Source organism: Pseudomonas asplenii (assembly GCF_001293465.1).
GTDB classification, from domain to species: Bacteria; Pseudomonadota; Gammaproteobacteria; order Pseudomonadales; family Pseudomonadaceae; genus Aquipseudomonas; species Aquipseudomonas fuscovaginae_B.
Genome location: NZ_JSYZ01000025.1, coordinates 26,152 through 46,314, shown reverse-complemented (window position 1 = coordinate 46,314; position 20,163 = coordinate 26,152). Strand labels below are relative to the sequence as shown.

The 20,163-nt window shown below is 65.6% G+C and carries 19 protein-coding genes; 3 read left to right on the top strand and 16 right to left on the bottom strand.

Features of this window, described 5'->3' with window-relative positions:
- Positions 1-4: 4 nt before the first annotated feature.
- From PF66_RS26875 to PF66_RS26820, 12 genes are all read right to left on the bottom strand, one after another.
- Complete coding sequence (locus PF66_RS26875; RefSeq protein ID WP_054064334.1) at positions 5-676, bottom strand: amino acid ABC transporter permease; 672 nt, start codon at positions 674-676, stop codon at positions 5-7.
- Complete coding sequence (locus PF66_RS26870; protein WP_054064333.1) at positions 669-2,432, bottom strand: aconitase X; 1,764 nt, start codon at positions 2,430-2,432, stop codon at positions 669-671. The genes PF66_RS26875 and PF66_RS26870 overlap by 8 nt, the downstream gene beginning before the upstream one ends.
- Positions 2,433-2,442: 10 nt before the next feature.
- Positions 2,443-3,261, bottom strand: coding sequence for a transporter substrate-binding domain-containing protein (locus PF66_RS26865; protein WP_054064332.1), 819 nt, complete (start codon positions 3,259-3,261; stop codon positions 2,443-2,445).
- A gap of 301 nt (positions 3,262-3,562) precedes the next feature.
- On the bottom strand, positions 3,563-4,318 hold the full coding sequence (locus PF66_RS26860) for an AraC family transcriptional regulator (RefSeq protein WP_054064427.1): 756 nt from the start codon (positions 4,316-4,318) through the stop codon (positions 3,563-3,565).
- A 74-nt stretch (positions 4,319-4,392) separates the two neighbouring features.
- On the bottom strand, positions 4,393-5,649 hold the full coding sequence (locus PF66_RS26855) for an NAD(P)/FAD-dependent oxidoreductase (RefSeq protein ID WP_054064331.1): 1,257 nt from the start codon (positions 5,647-5,649) through the stop codon (positions 4,393-4,395).
- Positions 5,646-5,882: a (2Fe-2S)-binding protein gene (locus PF66_RS26850; protein WP_054064330.1), complete on the bottom strand. Its 237-nt coding sequence runs from the start codon at positions 5,880-5,882 to the stop codon at positions 5,646-5,648. Before PF66_RS26850 ends, PF66_RS26855 begins: the two co-directional genes overlap by 4 nt.
- Positions 5,875-6,990 carry an NAD(P)/FAD-dependent oxidoreductase gene (locus PF66_RS26845; protein WP_054064329.1) on the bottom strand — a complete coding sequence of 372 codons (1,116 nt, stop codon included), beginning with the start codon at positions 6,988-6,990 and terminating at the stop codon, positions 5,875-5,877. The genes PF66_RS26850 and PF66_RS26845 overlap by 8 nt, the downstream gene beginning before the upstream one ends.
- Positions 6,987-7,919 (bottom strand): 4-hydroxyproline epimerase, encoded by a 933-nt coding sequence (locus PF66_RS26840; protein ID WP_054064328.1) that lies wholly within the window; start codon positions 7,917-7,919, stop codon positions 6,987-6,989. The genes PF66_RS26845 and PF66_RS26840 overlap by 4 nt, the downstream gene beginning before the upstream one ends.
- Before the next feature lie 109 nt (positions 7,920-8,028).
- Positions 8,029-8,700, bottom strand: coding sequence for a GntR family transcriptional regulator (locus PF66_RS26835; RefSeq protein ID WP_054064327.1), 672 nt, complete (start codon positions 8,698-8,700; stop codon positions 8,029-8,031).
- A gap of 123 nt (positions 8,701-8,823) precedes the next feature.
- A complete protein-coding gene (locus PF66_RS26830) occupies positions 8,824-9,228 on the bottom strand; it encodes a DUF2442 domain-containing protein (protein WP_054058137.1) in 405 nt (134 codons plus the stop codon).
- Positions 9,215-9,466 (bottom strand): DUF4160 domain-containing protein, encoded by a 252-nt coding sequence (locus PF66_RS26825; RefSeq protein WP_054058138.1) that lies wholly within the window; start codon positions 9,464-9,466, stop codon positions 9,215-9,217. The genes PF66_RS26830 and PF66_RS26825 overlap by 14 nt, the downstream gene beginning before the upstream one ends.
- A 170-nt stretch (positions 9,467-9,636) precedes the next feature.
- Positions 9,637-10,425 carry an N-acetylmuramoyl-L-alanine amidase-like domain-containing protein gene (locus PF66_RS26820; protein WP_054064326.1) on the bottom strand — a complete coding sequence of 263 codons (789 nt, stop codon included), beginning with the start codon at positions 10,423-10,425 and terminating at the stop codon, positions 9,637-9,639.
- 188 nt (positions 10,426-10,613) lie between these two features.
- Between PF66_RS26820 and PF66_RS26815 the strand changes: the two genes are divergently transcribed.
- On the top strand, positions 10,614-11,666 hold the full coding sequence (locus PF66_RS26815; RefSeq protein WP_054058140.1) for a GlxA family transcriptional regulator: 1,053 nt from the start codon (positions 10,614-10,616) through the stop codon (positions 11,664-11,666).
- A 131-nt stretch (positions 11,667-11,797) separates the two neighbouring features.
- A complete protein-coding gene (locus tag PF66_RS26810; protein WP_054058141.1) occupies positions 11,798-13,516 on the top strand; it encodes a hydrogenase maturation protein in 1,719 nt (572 codons plus the stop codon).
- Here the strand turns inward: PF66_RS26810 and PF66_RS26805 are convergent.
- From PF66_RS26805 to PF66_RS26790, 4 genes are all read right to left on the bottom strand, one after another.
- Positions 13,513-14,556 (bottom strand): ABC transporter ATP-binding protein, encoded by a 1,044-nt coding sequence (locus tag PF66_RS26805; RefSeq protein WP_054064325.1) that lies wholly within the window; start codon positions 14,554-14,556, stop codon positions 13,513-13,515. The two genes, PF66_RS26810 and PF66_RS26805, sit on opposite strands and share 4 nt — an antisense overlap.
- Entirely contained in the window at positions 14,553-16,034 is a 1,482-nt protein-coding gene (locus tag PF66_RS26800) for an ABC transporter permease (RefSeq protein ID WP_241494455.1), read from the bottom strand. The genes PF66_RS26805 and PF66_RS26800 overlap by 4 nt, the downstream gene beginning before the upstream one ends.
- 132 nt (positions 16,035-16,166) lie before the next feature.
- Positions 16,167-17,183, bottom strand: coding sequence for an iron ABC transporter substrate-binding protein (locus PF66_RS26795; RefSeq protein WP_054061483.1), 1,017 nt, complete (start codon positions 17,181-17,183; stop codon positions 16,167-16,169).
- 250 nt (positions 17,184-17,433) lie between these two features.
- Complete coding sequence (locus PF66_RS26790; protein WP_054064324.1) at positions 17,434-18,507, bottom strand: AbrB family transcriptional regulator; 1,074 nt, start codon at positions 18,505-18,507, stop codon at positions 17,434-17,436.
- Positions 18,508-18,638: 131 nt separating this feature from the next.
- Between PF66_RS26790 and PF66_RS26785 the strand changes: the two genes are divergently transcribed.
- On the top strand, positions 18,639-19,541 hold the full coding sequence (locus tag PF66_RS26785) for a LysR family transcriptional regulator (protein ID WP_054057068.1): 903 nt from the start codon (positions 18,639-18,641) through the stop codon (positions 19,539-19,541).
- The last annotated feature ends 622 nt before the right edge of the window (positions 19,542-20,163 follow it).

Genomic DNA, 20,163 nt, shown 5'->3' with positions numbered 1-20,163 from the left:
CCCCTCAGTAACGGAACAGCCGCCAGGACAACAGCCGGGCTATCGCGACGATCGCCTTGGCGATCAGGTAATACAGCACCGCCGCGATGGCGAAGTATTCGAAGGTGCGGAACGTCTTGACGTTGTATTCCTGGGTCACCCCGGTCAGGTCGTTGTTGAGCCCCACCACCACCCCCAGGGAGGTCATCAGCACCGCCCAGACCATCTGGTTGGTCAGGGGGTAGAACACCACCCGCAGCAACTGCGGCACGACGATCATCCGGTAGGCCTGGAAGGCGCTCATGCCCAGCGAGCGCGCGGCGCGCATCTGGGTGCCGGGCACCGCCTTGAGGCCGCCACGGAAGTTCTCCGCCAGGTAGCCGGCGTTGTTGAAGGTGATCCCGGCGAGCAGTGCGAACCAGGAACTGACATGCAGCCCCAGCGAGCCGAGGCCGAAATACAGGATGTAGATCTGGAACAGTGATGGGGTGTTGCGGGCGATCGACACCCAGCCGTTGGCGAAACCGCGCGGCAACGGTTGTCTGGCCTCGCGCATCACTGTCAGGGTCAGGGCGATCAGCACGCCGAAGATCATCGACAGGGCGGCGGTCTCGAAAGTCACCCAGGCGCCGCTGAGCATGTCGGGCAGGGCGCGGAACGCCGCGCGCCACTGGAAGGTGTAGCTGAAATTAAACATGGGCCGCCTCCTCCTGTTGCAACCAGGCCGGCAGGCGCCCACTGGCCTGGGCGGTGCAGGCGCTGTCGACGCATTCGGCGAGGCTGGCGAAGTGCACGCTGCGTCCGACCAGGCCGGGAGCGTAGTGGGCGTACTTGCCGGAGTTGGTCATCAGCGTGCGGGCGCCCGGCGGGATCACCGGTTCGCCGACCATGCACCAGCAGGTGTCGGTGATCAGCGTGGCGCCGAAGGCTTCGATCGGCTCCAGATATCCCGCCGCACGGGCCTGTTCCAGCACCGCGCGGCCACAGGTGATCGCCATGATCACCGACGGATGCTTGTGTCGGCCCTGGCACAACCGCGCCAGGTGGGCGAACTCGCCGAGGGAGAAGTGCGGATTGCCCAGCGAGATGACATCCACCGATGGGCTGCGGGCGCTGTTGAGTTCGTGCCAGCTTTCCAGCAGCCCGGCCAGGTCGATGCGCTCCACAGGCAGCGATGCATCCGCCACCTGTGCCGGATCGAGCGCCTCGGGGGTGACCCCGGCGATATGGAACAGGGGTGCCGCCGAAGTGGTGGCGAACGCGGCGCCAAACGCCTTGAGATCGTCGAGGTCGGGCCGGCTGCGTTCCAGCCCGCGCACCAGGGGGATACGGCTGCCGCACAGCGTGCCGATGTGGTAGCCGAGCAGCGGGTAGAACGCATCGTCCAACGCGTTCAAGGTTGGCACCTCGATCTGCAACTGTGCCTTGCGCCGTTCGGCCAGGTGGCAGCCGGTCAATGGGGCGCGGCCGGTCAGGGCGATGCAGATGTCCAGGTAATCGGGGTATTTCTGGGTTCGGGCACCGAGCACGCTGTTGGCGTAGACCACGGCGTTGGATTCGGCCCAGACGATCTGCTCGCCGGCCTTGGGGGCGCTGTCGAGCAGGTACGGCGCGCAGGTGTAGCTCAGTTGCGCACCCATGGCCATGTAGGCGTTGCCCAGGGCGCTGGCGGGCTCGCCGAGGGCCGCGTCGACCCCCAGCTCGCGCCAGCGCCGCTGGTCCACGGAGATGGAATTGAGGGTGGTCGGGACGCGTACCCGCGCGCCCCATTGCACCAGTTGTTCGGCAAAGCGCAGGCTCGCCGGGCCCGTATAGATGCAGCCATCGATATGGGCCTGGGTCACGTCCAGCAGGGCTGTGGCACCTTGCAGCCCGGCCATTCGCAGGACGATCTGCATGGCCACCTGGGCGGCCTTGCCATAGTGGCCGTCCAGCAGGCTGCGGTCGTACTCGCTGAGTTCGACGCTGCCGATTGCCGGGCGAAAGGAGGGAGGCGTTGGCGTGACCTGCCAGCCATCCGCAGGGCAGGCATCGAACAGGCTCAGGCGAGTATTTTCCACCCGGGCGAAGGCCTGGCCGCGCAAGGCGGCAAAGGCCTCCCTGCCGATGCACAGCACCGGCAGAGAGCGGTCGAAAATCACCTGGGCCACCCACACACCCAACGTCAGGATCTCATCGGCCTCGGCCAGCACCAGGGCGGCAGGCGCATGGCCGTTGCTGATCGCCTCCATCATGACGCTGCTGCCGGTGCAGGAGCCGCGCCCGCTGGGCAATGCCAGCACACAGCCGCTCAGGTGCTGGCCGCTGAGGGGATGATGGCGATCGATCACCTCGCCGCTGAACGGATCGACGCCACCCCAGAAACTCAGGCCGACATCGGCGAACAGCAGGGGACCTTGGGCAGACCCTTCGACCAGACTGCGTCCGCTCAGGACAGTGGGCGTGCTGGGCATCGAGCGGTCCTCAGTAGTAGACGTGGGGAACGGTCAGGTCGGTCGGTGGAATCTCGGTGCCGACCCACTTGGTGAACAGTTCCTTGTAGCGCCCGGTCCGTACCTGCTGGTTGACGAACAGGTTGAGGTAGTTGATCAGGCCGTACTCGTTGCGGGCGGCACCCAGCGACACATAGTCGATCACGTACGGGGCGTTGCCGACGACCTTCAGGCCCTTGTACTTGCCGGACTTGAGCGTCGCGGCGGCCACGGTGTTGGTGACCACGGTGGCGTCGATGTGGCCCTGGGCCACGGCCAGGATGGTGTCGTTCTGCGACTGGTAGGCACGGAAGCTGCCGCTGCCCCAGCTCTTCTGGTCCTTCTCCAGGGCGATGGCTTCGTAGGTGCTGCTGGTGTTGCCGACATTCTTGCCCTTGAGATCCTCGTACTTGCTGATGCCGGTGTCCTCGCGGGTCAGCACCACCATCTGGAAGGCGAAGTAGGGGATGCTCATGCCAATGGTCTTGGCCCGTTCGAGGGTGTCGGAGGTGGAGGCGGTGATGACGTCGACGCGGTCGGACATCAGGGCCGGGATACGATCGGCAAACGGCGTTTCGACGACTTCGGCAGTGACGCCGAGGACTTTTGCCAGGTCGTTGCAATAGTCGACGTCGAAGCCCACCGGCTTGTTGTTGGCATCACGCGAGCCCATCGGCGGGAAGTCGAGGGTGACGGCACAGCGCAGCTTGCCCGAACTGATGATGTCATCGAGCTTGTCGGCCTGGGCCGTGGCGATGAAGCAAGAGCTGAGAACCACACTGAGCGCTGCGGCAAAAACGGGATTTTTCATGGAAGCCTCGTTTGTCGGTGAGTGGTGTTGGTTATCGTATTATGAATTTCGTATACGATATTAGATTAGCAATGACTGTGCCTGATTCCAGCTGGACAGGGAAATTCGTTGCAGAGCCTTGGCTTAGGGGGGGGCTGGTGGGCGCCGTGGGTCAAGGCGGGGGGAAGGGTGGTGTTACAGAAGGGAGCAGACGAGGGCGAAAGCGCGCCTTAAAGGAACACAGTGGCGGCCCTTCGCGGCTTGCCCGCGAATGGCTCCTTAAGTCCACCCTCGGCCTCCTGACCAGACATCCGCCCTGACGTCACCGCTGCCGATGCGTCTCGCGATAATGGCTCGGCGATAACCCGGTCAGCGCCCGGAACTGACGGCTGAAGGCACTGTGGTCGGTGTAACCGCAGCGCAGGGCGATCTCGGTGATCGGCAGGTCGGCCTGCAACAACAGTTGCGAGGCTTCCTCCAGGCGCGCCTTGTGAATCATCTGTCGGGGCGTGAGTTGGAAGATCCGCTTGCACTGGCGCTCCAACTGGGCCACCGACAGGCCGGCGATGCCGGTCAGTTCGGCCAGGCTGATGGGCTGGGAAAAATGCTCGCGGATGTACGCATCCACCGCGGCGACTTTCGGAAAGGACGGATGGTTCGACTGCGGCAACTGCAGGTCGCGGGAAATCCCCGCCAGGCCCACGATCTGTCCCTGCGGGTCGCGCAAGGGCACCTTGTGGGTCAGGCACCAGATCGGCTGGTTGCCGTAGTAGAGGTGCAGCTCCAACTGGTCGGCCAGTTCACGGCCGCTGCCCAGTACCCGGCGATCCTGTTCGGTGTAGGAGGCGCCGAAGCGCTCGGGGAACACCCGGTCGGCGGTCAGCCCCAACAACGCTTCGGTGTGCTTGAAACCACAGCGTCGGGCCAGGGTCTGGTTGGCGAAGGCATAGCGGGCCTGGTTGTCCTTGATGAAGAACACCACGTCCGCCAGGGTGTCGAGCAACGGTGCGATGCTGTGCAGGCTGTTCAGCAGCGTGGGCAGGTCGCAGGGCTTGAAGCTGTTGAGCGAGGCATACATGGCGGCAGGCATCTGGTGGCAACCCCCGGGATCATAGTGATCCGTCGGGGTTGCCGGAAGCCCCGGGCCACGCTTCATGCCGGTGGGGTGTCGTCCAGGTGCAACAGGGTGTCGATGCGTGCCGGGCCGAACGGTGGGCGCGGTGCCGCGGCCTGCCAGCCAAACAGGTAGGTGGTCGCACCACCACACACGCGGCCCTGGCAGGCGCCCATGCCGCAACGGCTGGCCAGCTTGGCCTCGCGCCAGTCGCGGTGGCCGAGCAGTTCGGCGTAGCTGACATCCTCGCAACGGCAGACCAGGGTGTCCGGCTCGGCCAGGGACTTGAGCCGTGGGTCGAGGGCAAAGGCCCGGTTCAGGCGGTCGGCAAAACCCTGCCAGCGTGCCCGCCGCGACCACAGGGCGCGGGCGGCCTGCCGCTCGCCCACGGCTGCATGCCCGGCGATCGCGCCTTCGACCAGGGCCAGCTCGCTGCCACCGAAACCGGTGCATTCGCCGGCGGCGTAATGATCGGCAAGGCTGCTGGCCTGCCAGTCGTCGACGGCGATGGCCTGGCCGGCGAGTGCACAGCCCAGGGCCTGGCCGAGCTGGCTGTTGGGGATCAGGCCGAAGCCGCAGGCCAGTCGTTCGCAAGCCACTTCGACGATTCTGCCGTGCTGCCGCAGGCGCACACCTTCCAGGCGGTCGTTGCCGAGGGCGGCAATCACGTGGGTATCGGTGCGGTAATGGCGGTCGAACAGAGCGAAGGCTTGCAGCCCCTTGTGTGGCCAACGCGGCAACTGTGCGGCAAAACCGGCGACGGCGGCCCGCGAAGCCTGTTCGGCGATTCGCTGGATCCGCGCCCCGGCCTGTCGCGCCGTGGCGGCGCTGGCGAGTAGCAACGGGCCGCTACCGGCGATCACCAGGCGTTCGCCGTTCACCGGCAGGCCGCCCTTGACCAGCGCCTGCAGGCCACCGGCACCGGTGACACCGGGCAGGGTCCAGCCGGGGAAGGGCAGCAGCAGTTCGCGGGCCCCGGTGCAGAGGATCAGGTTGTCGTAGCCAATCTGCCAGCCCCGTTGCGGGTCTTCGAGCAACAGCCGTTTCGGGCCACTGCGGGCGATCACCCGGGTGGCGGGATGGTGCTGCACATTGGCGCAATGTTGCAGGCGCTCGCGCAACTGCCGGGCCAGGGGCGGCAGCTTGGCCTGCGGCCCGTCACGCCAGATCTGCCCGCCGGTCAGTGGGTTGTCGTCGATCAGGGTGATGCGTGCGCCACTGGGGGCGGCGGCGAGGGCGGCGGCTATGCCGGCCGGACCGGCACCGATGATCAGCAGGTCGGTGGTTTCGCTCATGGCCGGGTCTCCACACGCATGCCGTCCTGGCACAAGGTCTGGCAGGCCAGGCGGCGGTAGCCATCGATACTGACCCGGCACTCCTGGCAGATACCCATGCCGCACAGCGGTGCCCGACGGCGGCCGCTCACCGACGTACGACTGCAGCCGTCACCGCCCAGGGCCAGTGCGGCGGCCACGGTGGTGCCATCGGCGACGCGCAGGGCGCGGCCGTCCAGTATCAGTTCAGGCATGGGCCGAGACTCCTGGAAAGCGCTGGGGCAGGTAGGGAGTGGCATCCAGCGGCAGCGTTTCGTTGAACAGTTGCCCGACCAGCAGATCGGCGGTGCCGGGGGCCGTGGTGACGCCCAGTCCTTCATGGCCGACGGCCAGCCACAGACCCTTGCGCCGCGGGTGCTCACCCACCAGCGGCAGGCCGTCGGGACTCGCGGCACGCAGACCGGTCCAGGCACGGATGGCGTTGAGTCGGGCCAGGCCCGGCAGGTACTCGACGGCGCGCTTGAGCATCTTCGCCAGCATCCAGCTTTCGACTGCGAGGTCGCGGGTGCCGAACTGCCGCGAGGCGCCGATGAACAACTGACCCGTCGGGCGTGGCTGAATGTTGCAGGCGGTGGATGGCCCCTTGGCGTTGTGGGCGCTGGTGACATAACCCAGCTCCACCAGGGTATGGGTGACGCTGCCGGGATAGCGGTCGGTGATCAGCAGATGCCCCTTCTTCGGCTCGATAGGCAGTTCCGGACACAGCTCGTCAGCCTGCACGCCATTAGCCAGCACCACGGCACCGGCCGCGAGCCAGTGACCGTTGTCGAGCCGTACGCGCTGGCCGTCGATTTCGCGGACCCGCGCCCGACGCTGGCGAATGCCCGCAGTCTCGAGCATCCAGCGGGCGGTGGCCGGGGCGTAGAGAATGCCGTCGCCGTGAATCAGCAGGCCGCCCTCGAGCCCTTCGCGCAGTTGCGGTTCGCGTTCGTGCAGGGTCTGGCCGTCGAGCAGCTCACAGGCGATGCCGTGGGCCTGCAGGTTGTGGTGCTTGGCTTCGGCCACGGCCATTTCCTCGGCGTTGGCCGCGATCCACAGGGTGCCGTTGTTGCGATAGGCGCAGCCCTCGGGCAGCTTGGGCGCGTGCTCGCGCCAGCGTTGCACCGAGTATTGGCTCAGCGCCAGTTCGGCCGGGTTGTCATCGAGCACCAGCAGGTGGCCCATGCCCGCCGCTGTGGCATTGGGCAACCCGGCATCCAGCACCAGCACGTCGAGGCCCCGGTGGGCCAGGGCCTGGGCGCAGGCGGCGCCGACGATGCCGGCACCGATCACGATCACGTCGGCCACCGCGCCTTCGTTCACAGGCGGATGCCCCAGGCGAACGGGTCGTCCTGTTCGAGGATCAGGGTCGCTTCGGCGCTGATGTGTGCCCGCCCACGGATGGTCGGCACGATGCGCTCGCCGGCGGCCTCGTAGGAGCCTTCGAACTCGCTGCCAAGGATGCTGGCCTGACGCCAGACCTGTCCCGGTTGCAGCTTGCCATCGGCCGCCAGGCACGCCAGCTTGGCGCTGGTACCGGTGCCGCAGGGCGAGCGGTCGTAGGCCTTGCCGGGGCACAGGACGAAGTTACGGCTGTCGGCATGGGCGTCGTCGGCGAACAGTTCGATATGGTCGATCAGGCCGCCGTCCTCGCCGCGGATGCCTTGCTGCTCCAGCGTCTGCTGTACGGCGAAGCTGTAGGCGGTCAATGCCTCGAGGTTGTCGCTGGCGACATCGAGGCCGTGCTCGGCGATCAGGAAGAACCAGTTGCCGCCCCAGGCGATATCACCGACCACCTGGCCGATGCCCGCCACTTCCAGCGCCACGGCTCGCCGATAACGGTAGGCCGGCACGTTGCGCACGCTGACCGAGCGGTCCTCGTGCAGGGTGGCGTGCACGGTGCCGACCGGGGTCTCGATGGCATGGGTGCCCGGGCCGATGCGGCCCAGGTGGGCGAGAGAGGCCACCAGGCCGATGGTGCCGTGGCCGCACATGCCCAGGTAACCGGTGTTATTGAAGAAGATCACGCCGGCACAGGCCTGCGGGTCCACCGGTTCGCAGAGCAGGGCGCCGACCAGCACATCGCTGCCGCGGGGTTCGAGGACGCAGGCGGCGCGCCAGCTATCGTACTGTTCGGCCAGGCGCTGGCGGCGCTCGGCCATGCTGCCGTGGCCCAGGTCAGGGAAACCGGCGGTCACCAGGCGGGTGGGTTCGCCGCCGGTATGCGAGTCGATCACGGTGATACGTTTCATGGCAGGCCACTGTGGAATGAAGGAGTTCGCAGAGTGGCCTGCGCGGGGGTGGTCCGGCTTGATGCTTTTATCGGGTGCTCATGACGAAATCGGCACAGTGGCACCGGCCTCAGTGTGCGCGCGGCAGATGTTCGAGCAGGGTCGCGCAGACACCGGCGATATGCTCGTCGAGCAGTTTCACCGCCCGTTCCACGTCGCGGGCGCGGCAGGCTTCGATGATTTCCCGGTGTTCGTGATCGGCGCGCTCCTTGCCGGCGGACAGGCTCATCTGCATGCGCAGGTAGCGTTCCAGCTTGTCGTTGACCGAGCGGATCATGCCGACCAGGAACGGCCGCTGCGCCGGCTCGTAGAGACAGGCATGCAGTTCCCAGTTGAGTTCGGCCCAGCGGCCGACATCGTTCTCGCCGACGAACTCCTGGCAGATGCTCTCGGCCCTGGCAAAGGTGCTGTCGGTCATGTTCGGGATCGCCAGGCGCAACACCTTGTCCTCCAGCAGCATGCGCACCTCGAACATCTGCGCCAGCTCCAGCTCGGAGAGACGCGTGACCATCGCCCCCCGGTTGCGCTGGAACATCACCAGCCCCTCGGCCTCCAGCCGTTTGAGTGCCTCGCGCACCGGGATCTTGCTGACATTGAACTGGCGGGCGATTTCGTCCTGGCGAATCGGCTCGTCCTCGGCGAAATTGCCGGCGACGATCGCCTCGCGCAGGTGACGGGTGATGATCTCCGAGGTGGAGGGCGCATTGCCCAGGTCCGGCAGATTGAGTTTGGGTAGGGACACGGCGCGATCATTCGAGAGGGATGGAAAGGATATGGTATACAAAAAACGTTCTGTTTTCCCTTCCTCTCGACGAGGCGGCACGCTGATGACGCCCGGGCCTTGTGCCAGGCGTCCGGGTCTGCTTCAGAGGGCGGGGCGCTTGCGCGGACGACCGCCCAGCTTGCCGTTCTCGCGAGCGGCGCGGGATTTGGCTTCGGTCGAGCGGGAACCGCCTTTCCTGCCCAACTGACCGGCCATCCACGATGCGCTACCCAGCACGCCATTGATCAGCGCGGGCAGGTGCAGGTCGACATCCAGGGCTGGAAAGTGCAGCCCCTGGCCGCTGGGGCTGATGTCGATCCGTGCCAGCTGCGCAGGTTTGGCGCCGGCCAGTCCCTGGGCCAGGCGCGGCGGGAAAGACAGGCTCACCCCGGAATCGAGCCGGATCACCACGCAGTCGGTTTCAGTGTCGTAGTGGACCTGCTCCGCACGAGGCACCTTGGGTTGGGAGGCGTTTGCCTGCCTGAATTCGAGTTCAGTCAAAGTCACCGTGGATCTCCTTCCATTGCTGGCATTGATAGGCCAGGTCTTCGGTCAGCAGTGCGCACAGAAGCTTGAGCCTGCGATAGGTAAAACCGTAGTTGATACGCAGTTGCGGCGGACCTTCGGGGCACCGCAGGTGGAACACCGCTTCGTGCTCCCAGTTCATGACATGCACATGGCAGGGCCTGTGATCGTTGGAGTAGATCACTACTCGTACATCGTCGAATCGCGCTGTCGTCACCATGATTCAATAATAACCCATCCGTTTAGGTTTGAGAAAGTTGCCGACGTATGGCTGCTTCCTGCCGACATTCCCTGCCGGCACATTCAAGGCTAGACGGACTGCGGGTTACGACCCTGTCACAGGTATTTCCCGATATGTGTAACGATGGTTTTCGAGAGGTGCTGCTGGTCTCAGAGGGCCCGCAGCACCACGATCCCCGGGGTCTTTTTCACATAGGCGAGGAACGGCGAGTCGATGACCTGGTAGTGGTTCGACTGGGCCGAGGCGTTGCGCAGCACGGGGCCCTTGTCGGTCATGATGAAGATGCCCGTGTGGGTCACGTCCAGGCCCTGGGCGGGGGTGTAGATGCCGACGTAGTCGCCGGTGCGTAACCGGCTGATGACGGTGTCGTCGACGAACTGGCTGGGAATGTAGCTGATGGCGCGGGTCACCTCGGCGCTCGAACCACCGCCGGCAGGCGTCTTGAGGACCTTGGTGACGGTGGTGGCGTCCGGGCTGGCTTCGCGGGTTACGTCGCGGGCATTGAGCGGCGTGGCATGCGCCCAGTCGGTGAAGAAGTGTTTGCGGTTGACGTAGCTGATGTCGCCGTTTTCGTAGCGGGTGCGGACCACGTTCTCGATGAAGCGCGGCAGGCTGTCGGACTTGCGCAGGGCCTCGACGTAATCCAGGTAGGTGAAGCAGTCCAGGCCGCGGAAGTCGATCACCAGCTTTTCCGCCGAGGTCGCCGAGCCCACCAGCATATGCGGTACATAGGGTGTGCCGAGGAAGCTGGCGGAGATCTCGTCGATGCGCCGGCCGGTGTCGGGGTGGCCTTCGCTGGCCAGCCGCGACTCGATCAGCCTGATCTTGCCCAGGGTGTAGTCGTCCAGCTGGACCGGGGTATCGGGCGATGTCCGGGTAAAGCCGGTCAGCATCAGGGCGATTGCCAGGCCCGACAGGATCGACAGGATCTTGTTCATACAGTCTCCGAAAGACAGGCACCCCGGCTGTTCTTCAGGCTCGGATGCCGCCGAGCATTGTTTTCTGCCGCGTCACAGCTGTCAAAGAAAACTGCGTGGCAAGCCTTTCGAACAGTTTTGAAGGCGCTGCGCGAACGCGATATTCTCGTGCCCACCAGCCTCCTGGTTCTCCTTGAGCATCATCACGCATGTCCGAATCACCACCGGCGGGGCACCGCCAATTCAGTCGCAGCCTCAAGACCCTGAATCTCGCCTACCTGAACGAGTCGGGCCAGGGAGCGCTCACGCCGCCACCACCCCGGCGGATCGCCTTCGTGCTGCTCGACAATTTCTCGATGATGGCCTTCACCGGCGCGCTGGATGGACTGGTCACGGCCAACCTGCTGGGACGGGCGCCGCTGTATGAAGTGAAGACCTTTGGCATCGATCACCTGCAGATCGCCTGCGACCTGGGTATCTCCATCGCCGCCGACGACTGCATCAGCGCCCTGCGTCCGGACGGCGCCGACCTGCTGATTGTCTGCGGCGGCCTGCGCAGCCCGTTGCAGCCGGCCGGCAAGCTGGTGGAGAAACTGCGCCAGTGCGCGCGGGCGTCGATGCAACTGGGCAGCCTCTGGAACGGCTGCTTCCAGCTGGCCCATGCCGGCCTGCTGGACGGCCGTTCCTGCACCGTGCACCCGGAGAACCGCGCCGGCCTGATGGAAATCTGCCCGACGGTGCAGTTGTTGCCGCAGCCCTATGTGATCGACGGTGGGCTGATCAGCTGTGCCGGCGCCAACAGTGCCCTGGGCCTGATCCTCAACGTGATCCGCGCCCAGCAGGGCGACGAACTGGTACGGGGGATCGAGGCGATCCTCAGTTGCGACCGCAGCGAACAGACCGACAATATGCCGCTGGCGCGGGTCTCCCGCGATCCGCGTCTGCCGGTGGCGCTGCAAAGCCTGCTCGACCTGATGGAAAACAATATCGAAGACCCGCTGGAGCTCGACCAGTTGGCGGCCTACGTCAACCTGTCGCGGCGTCAGGTCGACCGACTGTTCCAGCAGTTCATGCAGAGCTCACCCAAGCGCTACTACCTGGAGCTGCGCCTGACCCGCGGCCGGCAACTGCTGCTGCAGACCAACGAGTCGGTGATCAACATCGCCACTGCCTGCGGCTTCGTCAGCTCGGCGCACTTCAGCCGCTGTTTCCGCGACTTCTTCGGTCACACCGCCAGCGAAGCCCGCGCGCGTCACCGCTGACGCCTGCACCTTCGGCCTTGACCTCGATCAAGGCCGGCTCCTCACACCGCGCTACTGTAGCCACTCCGGTCGGGCCATGGATTGTTCATCGCAGCAGTGGGCCCGGTACATGCTCAAGGAGGAGGTTAGTCATGCGCTCATTGAAGATCATTCTGTTGTCCACCGCGTTCAACGGTCTCACCCAGCGTGCCTGGTTGGCGTTGCGCGAAGCCGGGCACGAGCCCAGTGTGGTGCTGTTCACCACTGAAGAGGAGGTCTGCCGGCAGATCGAAGGCAGCGGCGCGCAACTGGTGATCTGTCCGTTTCTCAAGGACCGTGTGCCCGAGCAGTTGTGGCGCAATACCGAGCGCCCGGTGGTGATCATCCATCCGGGAATTGTCGGCGACCGCGGCGCCAGCGCGCTGGACTGGGCCATCAGCCGCAAGCTCCCGCGCTGGGGCGTGACCGCCCTGCAGGCGGCCGAGGAGATGGACAGCGGCGCGATCTGGGCGACCAGCGAATTCGAGATGCCGGCCCAGGTGCGCAAGTCGCAGTTGTACAACGGCCCGGTGGCCGATGCGGCGCTGATCTGCATCCACGAGGTGGTGGCGAAATTCGGTACCGATTTCAAACCGACGCCACTGGACTATGAATCGCCAGACGTGCGCGGCCACCTGCAGCCGAACATGAAGCAGAGCGACCGCAGCTTCAGCTGGCATGACAGCGCCGAGTTCATCAAGCGTCGTATCGATGCCGCCGATGGCCAGCCCGGGGTACTTGCCAGCCTCCAGGGTGAGCAGTACTACCTCTACGACGCCCACCTGGACAGCCGCTGCGGAACCCCCGGGCAACTGCTGGCGGTACACGATGACGCGGTGCTGGTCGCCACGGGCGATCGCAGCATCTGGATCGGTTCCCTGCGGCGCAAGCCCGCCACCGGCGAGGAAACCTTCAAGCGCCCGGCGCGCCATGTGCTGGCCGGGCGGCTGGACCAGGTGCCGACCCTGGACTGGTCGATCAGCACCCACCGGCAATGCCTGGAGGCCTACCAGCCGATCCGCTATCGCCAGGTGGGCGATGTCGGCGAACTGACCTTCGAGTTCTACAACGGTGCGATGAGCACCGAACAGTGCCGCCGGCTGGTCAGTGCGTTGCGCTGGGCCAGGGCCCAGGACACCAAGGTCCTGGTGTTCCGTGGCGGGCAGGGCAGTTTCTCCAACGGTGTGCACCTGAACGTCATCCAGGCTGCTGCAGTGCCAGGCCTGGAAGCCTGGGCCAATATCCGTGCGATCAACGATGTCTGCCGCGAACTGCTGAGCGCCCGGCAACTGGTGGTCAGCGGCCTGACCGGCAGTGCCGGGGCGGGCGGGGTGATGTTGGCGCTGGCGGCGGACGTGGTGCTGGCCCGCGACGGCATCGTGCTCAATCCACACTACAAGACCATGGGCCTCTACGGTTCCGAATACTGGACCTACAGCCTGCCGCGGGCGGTGGGGGCCGACCTGGCCCTGCAACTGACCCAGCAATGCCTGCCGCTGAGCACCACCCAGGCGCTGGCGATGGGCATGATCCAGGGCATCGGTCCGCGTTGTCCGCAGGCCTTTGGCGAGTGGTTGATGGGCGAGGCCCAACGCCTGGTTCACGAGCCGCACATGGCTCGCGAAAACAAGCAGGCGCCGGATCTGGAGGCGATGGAGTACTGCCGCGACCTGGAACTGGCGCAGATGCAGCAGGACATGGTGCAGGACCGCAATGGCTTCGCCGGCAAGTGCCGCAACTTCGTGCTCAAGCGCAAAGCCTGCGGTACGCCAGAGCGCCTGATCGCGCCCTGGGCCCGGCCGACCCGGACGGCGGGCGTGCTGACCTGCTAACCCAGCACGTGGGCGTGCCCGAGGGTCGACACCCGCACCTGGGCGCCGACCCGCGGTGCCAACATGCCGCTGCTGCGCACCAGCAGCGGACGTTTCCCCGCGTTGGCCAGTTCCACCGTCAAGGTGCAGGTATTGCCACCGAAGTCACAGTCGGTCACTACCGCCGGGCTGCCCGCGATCTCACCTGAGCCGGGCATGGCCAGTTGCAGTTGTTCGGGTCGCAGCATGATCTGCGCCGGGCCATGCAGGCCTTCATTGTTGACCGGCACCTTGCCCAGCTCACACTCCGCCCAGCCATCCTCGATCCGCGCCGGAAGAATGACCGCGTCGCCGAGAAACACGGCAGTGTCCTCGTCGACCGGGCGCAGATAGAGATCCATCGGCGCCCCGGCCTGTACCAGCCGGCCCTGGCGCATCACCGCCAGTTGATCGGCAAACGACAGCGCCTCGGCCTGGTCATGGGTCACCAGGATGGTGGTCACGCCGGCATCCGACAGCAGGCGCGCGACCATCTTGCGCATGGCCGCGCGCAGCCCGGTGTCGAGGGCCGAGAACGGTTCGTCGAGCAGCATCAGCCGTGGCCGCTGGGCCAAAGCGCGGGCCAGGGCGACCCGTTGCTGTTGGCCGCCGGACAGTTCATGGGGCCAACGGCTCGCCATCTGTGCATCCAGCGCGACACTCTCCATCAGTTCGGCGATACGCGGCTGTTTCTCGCTGGTCTTGCCGGCGAGGCCGAAGCCGATGTTGTCGGCCACGGTCATGTGCGGGAACAGCGCACCGTCCTGCGGCACATAGCCGATCAGGCGCTGGTGGGCGGGGATGGCGGTGTGGGCGTCGACCAGTGGCTGGCCGTCGAGCACGATGCTGCCGGAGTCGGGAAATTCGAAGCCGGCGATCATCCGCAGCAGGGTGGTCTTGCCCGAACCCGAGGGGCCGACGATCGCCGTGCGGCTGCCGGCGGCGAGCGACAGGCTGACGTTCTCCAGGGCCGATTGTGCACCGAAGGACTTGTAGAGCGAGTTGAGTACCAGAGCGTTCATCGGCCCGCCGTGCGTTTGGATTGATGGTAGAGAAGGCCGGTCAGCGGCAGCGACAACAGGATCATGATCAGGGCATAGGGTGCGGCGCCGGCGTAGTCGATTTCGCTGCTCAGGGCCCAGAAGCCGGTGGCCAGGGTGCGCGTGCCATTGGGCGCCAGCAGCAGGGTCGCGGTCAGTTCGTTGACCACGGCCAGGAACACCAGCGCCGCACCGGCGGCGGCACCCGGTGCGGCGAGGCGCAGGGTGACCAGCCAGAGGGCCCGGGCCGGCGAGCGACCGAGGCTCTGGGCGATGTTCTCCAGCTCCACCGGCGCCTGGGCGATGCCCGCGCGCAGGCTCACCAGGGCCCGCGGCATGAACATCAACAGGTAGGCCAGCAGTACGGTGAGCGAGGTCTGGTAGATCGGCCGGGCGAAGTGGATGGTCACCGTGACCAGCGCCAGCGCGACGACGATGCCCGGCAGCGAACTGGTGATGTAGTTGCAGCTTTCCAGCAGGCGATGCAGGCGCCCTGGCGAGCGGATCGACAGCCAGGCCACCGGCACCGCGGCGCAGGTGGTCAGCAGCGCACCGGCGGCCCCGAGCAGCAAGGTTTGTTGCAAGGCCGGCCACAGCTCATCCGCCTGCCAGACATCCACGCCGCCGGCGACCAGCCAGTTGCCCAGGGTGATCAACGGCACGCCGAGGGCCAGTGCACTGCTGAGCAACGGGACACTCAGGCCCACCAGCTTGCCTGCGACACCGAGCCGTACCGTGCGCTGCTGGCGGGCCGTACCGGAGCCGACCCGGGCGTAGCGGGCCTTGCCGCGGGCCGCCGACTCGACCGTCAGCAGCCCCAGGCAGCACAGCGCCAGCAGACCGGCCAGGGTGTGGGCCGCCGGGCCGCTGAACGTCGACTTGAACTGGTCGAAGATCGCCGTGGTGAAGGTGTCGAAGCGGATCATCGCGTAGAGACCGTATTCGGCCAGCAGGTGCAGGCCGACCAGCAGCGAGCCGCCACAGATCGCCAGCCGCAGTTGCGGCAGCACGATGCGCCGGAACACCGCCCAGGGCTTGAGCCCCAGTGATTCGCCGACGTCCTCGATGGCCGGGTCCAGGCGCCGCAGGGTGGCGGCGATGGGCAGGTAGAGGAACGGGAAATAGGCGATCACCGACACCAGCACGCCGCCGCCCAGGCCGTGGATCGACGGCACCAGGCTGACCCAGGCGTAGCTGTGGACGAACGCCGGCACCGCCAGCGGTGCGGTCGCCAGCAATGACCAGAGACGCCGGCCGGGCAGGTCGGTGCGCTCGGTCAGCCAGGCCAGGGCCAGGCCCAGTATCACGCACAGCGGCAGGGTGATCAGGGTCAGCAGCAGGGTGTTGGCCGCCAGTTCCGCCACCCTTGGGCGCCACACCAGTTCCAGCAGGGTGCTCCAGCCGGTCTGCCAGGCCGAGAGGATGACGAAGGCGATGGGCAACAGGGCCAGCAGGGACATCAGCAGCGACAGTCCGATGATCCACGGATTGCTCTGCCGAGCGAAAAATTTTCCGGTTCGCCGAGGCGAAAGCGCCGCAGGCGCGTGAGCGGCTGCGGCGGTGTCCAGAGGAGGGTTGGACTGCGGGAGCAATTACAGGATTCCGGCTTGGGTCATCAGGGCCACGGCCTTCTTGCTGTCGAGTTTCGAGGCGTCGACCTTCGGCGCGTCGAGGTCCTTGAGCGGCACCAGTTTCGCGTTGGAGTCGGCACCGACGCCGACCGCGTACTCGAACGAGTTGCCGTCGCGCAGCACTGCCTGGCCGCCCTTGCCGGTGACCCACTTGAGGAACGCCTGGGCCTCCTCCTGGTGCCGGCTGGACTTGAGCACGCCGCCACCGGAGAGGCTGACGAAGGCGCCCGGATCCTGGTGCCGGAAGTAGTGCAGCGAGGTGTTCTTGCTGTTCTCGCCGGTCTTGGCCTGGTCGCCGAAGCTGTAGTAGTGGTAGATCACACCACTTTCCACCTGGCCCGCGTTGACCGCCTTGAGCACCGCGCTGTTGCCGCGGTAGACCGAGGCGTTGGCCTTCATCGCCTTCAGCCAGTCCAGGGTGGCGGCTTCGCCCTTGAGTTCCAGCACGGCGGCGACGATGGCCTGGAAGTCGGCACCGGCCGGCGAAGCAGCCCAGCGGCCTTTCCACTCAGGCTTGGCCAGGTCTAGCAGCGACTTGGGCAGTTGCGCTTGGCTCAGCTTGTCCTTGTTGTAGACGAACACGGTGGAGCGGGCGGCGATACCGACCCAGTTGCCGTGGGCCGGACGGTAGGCGGCACCGACCTGTTCCAGGGTGCTCGGCGCGACCGGGGCGAACAGTTTGGCGTTGTCCACCAGCACCATGGCCGGCGAGTTCTCGGTGAGGAACACGTCGGCGGGCGACTTGTCGCCTTCCTGCACGAGTTGGTTGCCCATCTCGGTGTCGTCACCGTTGCGCAGGGTCACCTTGATCCCGGTTTCCTTGGTGAAACCCTCGACCCAGGCCTTGGTCAGGCTTTCGTGCTGGGCGTTGTAGACCACGATGCCCTCGGCGCTGGGCGCCGCGTAGGCCTGGCCGGCGCCGAACAGGGCGGTGGCCAGCAGGGTCATTTTGAACAGCGAAGGGAAACGGGAAATCATTCTGTGGAAGCTCCTGCGGTCTTGTGTACGGTCTTATGGTCGATGCCGAGAAGCGGGAGCGGGTGCGACTGCACCCTTTTCGCCGCTCCGGTTAAACAATAGGAATCATTCGCATGTTTGTTCGGGCGGGAATGTAGAGGGGCAGATGAGAAAAAAACGTGAAATGAATCGTTAAGCGGCGTCGTTTGCCGATGGGTTCAGGCAAGCGACAGCACCGCGATTGCATCCCTGCAAGGGCGGGTGCCGGGCGTCACGCCTGGCGGGCGAAGCGGATCACCAGGCGGGCGAAGTAGGCACCGGTGAAGATCACCGCCAGCAGGCGCAGGGTCTGCATGGCCAGCACCAGGCCGACGTCGGAATGGGTGTCGACCGCGATGATTGCCATGGTGTCCAGGCCGCCGGGGCTGGTCGCCAGGTAGACCGAGAGGAAATCCAGGCCCAGCCACTTCGCCAGCAGCCAGGCGGAGGCGGCGCACAGGGCGATCAGGCTGATGGCGCTGAGGATCATCACCGGCAGGCGCTTCCAGACGTAGAGCACGGTGGGGCGGTCGAAGCGCAGGCCGACGTAGCAACCGATGGCGCCGTAGGCCGTGGCCAGCAGCCAGGCCGGCAGGGTGATGTGCAACAGGCCGGACAGTTGCAATGCGCCACCGATCAGCAGGGGGACGAGCAGGGCTCCGGCCGGTACGCGGGCGCCGAGCACCACCCCGAGCACCGCTGTTGCCAGGGTCAGCCCCAGGCTGAGCAGGTCCAGCCCGTGTTGGGGCGCGGCCATTGCGTGCTGCTCGCCGCCGGCCGGCGCTTCGAGCACATGGCTGACCAGCGCGCCGATCACCACCACGCAGACCACCCGCACGTATTGCATGGTTGCCACGACCCGGCCGTCGGCCCCGAAATCATCGGCCATCGCGACCATGGCCGACGCCGCGCCGGGGGAGGTCCCCCAGGCGGCGGTGCTGGCCTGGATGCCGCCGAAACGGACCATCAGCAGGCCGACCAACGAGCTCAGGACCACCGTCAGTACCGTGGCGAACAGCATCAGGTGCCAGGAGTCGGCCATGGCTTCTAAAACGGCCAGGGTCATCGAATGGGCGGCGAGCAGGCCGATGCAGCCCTGGCCCAGGCGGAATGCCTGGCGATGGATGCGGATGCGGGCGCCGCTGACGCCGAAGCCGATCGCCACCAGCATCGGCCCGATGAATTGACCGGCCGGCAGGTTGGCGTGCTTTAACAGTTGCCCGGCGCTGCCGGCGAGAAGGATCAGGGCCAGCCATTGCAGCGGGCGTGGCCAGTGGCTCAGGGAAAAACGCGATGAATCGGACAAAACTCCCTCCAGAGCGTCGGACGCACCTGTTGCAGGGCGTTGCGATCGACGCGATGGGTAAATTATTGATAGCGCAATTGATCAAGTCCAGTTTCTAATTGTCATGAACCTATAACTTTGGTTGATTGATTATGGACCTGCGCGATCTCACCTATTTCGAAACCATCGCCGAACTCGGGCACCTGGGGCGCGCCGCGGAGAAGCTCAACCGCAGCCAGCCGGCGCTGACCAAGAGCATCCAGCGCCTGGAAGAGTCGTTCGGTACCAAGCTGTTCGAGCGCGAGGGCCGGCGCATCAAGCTGACGCCGGTCGGGGTGCTGTTGCAGCAGCGCGCCCGGCAACTGCAGCAGAACATCGCCGAGACCCACCGCGAGGTCCGTGACTTTGCCAGCGGTGTGCTGGGCAATATCCGCCTGGGCTGCGCGTCGAGCATGGCCGAGTACCTGCTGCCGCAGTTGACGGCGACCCTGCTCGAGCGTGCGCCGCAGATCACGCTGAACCTGGTCATCGGCCAGGACAACATGCTGCGCGAGTCCCTGCGTGCCGGCCGCCTGGACGTGGTGATCTGCCCACAGTTCGACAGTGATCCGCAGATACTGGCCCACCCGTTGTTCGACGATGAGGCGGTGGTGGTCGCCAGCCGCAACCACCCGATCTTCGACGGTCCGATCCGCCTGAAGGACCTGGGACGCTACCGTTGGGTGCTGCCGGCCACCGGTGTTTCCTCCCGGCGCTGGATCGACGGCGTGTTCCTGGCCCGCGGGCTGCCGCTGCCGTCGGTGCAGATCGAGACCAACACCATCTCGTTGCTGCCACCGTTGATTGGCCAGACCCAACTGCTGAGCTTCCTGGCGCGCAATACCCTGGAAGACGTGCGCGGGGCCATGCACCTACGTGAGGTGCCGCTCAAGGAAACCACCATGAAACGCACCCTGGTCGCCGCCGTGCGTGACGGCGGCTACCTGTCCCCGGCGGCGCAGAGCCTGCTCGACCTGCTCAGGAGTGAGGGGCGGAGCTTCTTTGTGGAGCGTTGAACGGCTGGGCGCGCTGGGAGCGTAGGGGGGACGCGACCGGATCTCGCCGGTAGCGACAAAAAACATATAAGAAATATTTCGTATCATTATTCGGGGCTTGGAAATTTCTCATCTTGGCCCCTCCCAGTTTTCCGATTTTTCCAGCGCCGTCAGTCGCGAGGAAATGGTTAAGTTCATGAAAAATAATGGCTTATTGCCATTATTTCGTCATGGTCCGATGAATCCCTGGTGTCCGGAGATGTTTAATCCGGCCAGGCAACTCGTCCTTGAAACAAGGGGCATGTAACGAACCGGCTGCTTTTCTGACACGAAGAAATATATAAGACTGCAAGCAAAGGATTTAAGGGTGGCAAACGCCACCCTACTGTTCAGCGCATGAGCGCAAGGAATGACGTCATGAAAGTCAATGCAAGCAGTCTGGTCGTCTTGGATAGAATCAGGATTACCAGTACGTCACCTGCCTATATTGATCCGCAAGGCGCGAGGTTCGTCGCTGGCTCTTCCGGGGGCATCGGCCGGACACTCGGCGTATCAGTCAAATACCTCCCAGGTCTCTAGGCTATGTACGAAATCGCTTGAAACTTGGTTATGCAGCGTTAAAAACCGGCTCGGAATGCTCATT

Bases quoted from the DNA above. Each gene is read 5' to 3' on its own strand.
- PF66_RS26795 (WP_054061483.1), bottom strand. From the start codon at position 17,183: ATGATTTCCCGTTTCCCTTCGCTGTTCAAAATGACCCTGCTGGCCACC.
- PF66_RS26800 (WP_241494455.1), bottom strand. From the start codon at position 16,034: ATGTCCCTGCTGGCCCTGTTGCCCATCGCCTTCGTCATCCTCTCGGCC.
- PF66_RS26815 (WP_054058140.1), top strand. From the start codon at position 10,614: ATGTCCGAATCACCACCGGCGGGGCACCGCCAATTCAGTCGCAGCCTC.
- PF66_RS26785 (WP_054057068.1), top strand. From the start codon at position 18,639: ATGGACCTGCGCGATCTCACCTATTTCGAAACCATCGCCGAACTCGGG.
- PF66_RS26820 (WP_054064326.1), bottom strand. From the start codon at position 10,425: ATGAACAAGATCCTGTCGATCCTGTCGGGCCTGGCAATCGCCCTGATG.
- PF66_RS26810 (WP_054058141.1), top strand. From the start codon at position 11,798: ATGCGCTCATTGAAGATCATTCTGTTGTCCACCGCGTTCAACGGTCTC.
- PF66_RS26875 (WP_054064334.1), bottom strand. From the start codon at position 676: ATGTTTAATTTCAGCTACACCTTCCAGTGGCGCGCGGCGTTCCGCGCC.
- PF66_RS26870 (WP_054064333.1), bottom strand. From the start codon at position 2,432: ATGCCCAGCACGCCCACTGTCCTGAGCGGACGCAGTCTGGTCGAAGGG.
- PF66_RS26855 (WP_054064331.1), bottom strand. From the start codon at position 5,649: ATGAGCGAAACCACCGACCTGCTGATCATCGGTGCCGGTCCGGCCGGC.
- PF66_RS26805 (WP_054064325.1), bottom strand. From the start codon at position 14,556: ATGAACGCTCTGGTACTCAACTCGCTCTACAAGTCCTTCGGTGCACAA.
- PF66_RS26825 (WP_054058138.1), bottom strand. From the start codon at position 9,466: ATGGTGACGACAGCGCGATTCGACGATGTACGAGTAGTGATCTACTCC.
- PF66_RS26840 (WP_054064328.1), bottom strand. From the start codon at position 7,919: ATGAAACGTATCACCGTGATCGACTCGCATACCGGCGGCGAACCCACC.
- PF66_RS26865 (WP_054064332.1), bottom strand. From the start codon at position 3,261: ATGAAAAATCCCGTTTTTGCCGCAGCGCTCAGTGTGGTTCTCAGCTCT.
- PF66_RS26850 (WP_054064330.1), bottom strand. From the start codon at position 5,882: ATGCCTGAACTGATACTGGACGGCCGCGCCCTGCGCGTCGCCGATGGC.
- PF66_RS26860 (WP_054064427.1), bottom strand. From the start codon at position 4,318: ATGTATGCCTCGCTCAACAGCTTCAAGCCCTGCGACCTGCCCACGCTG.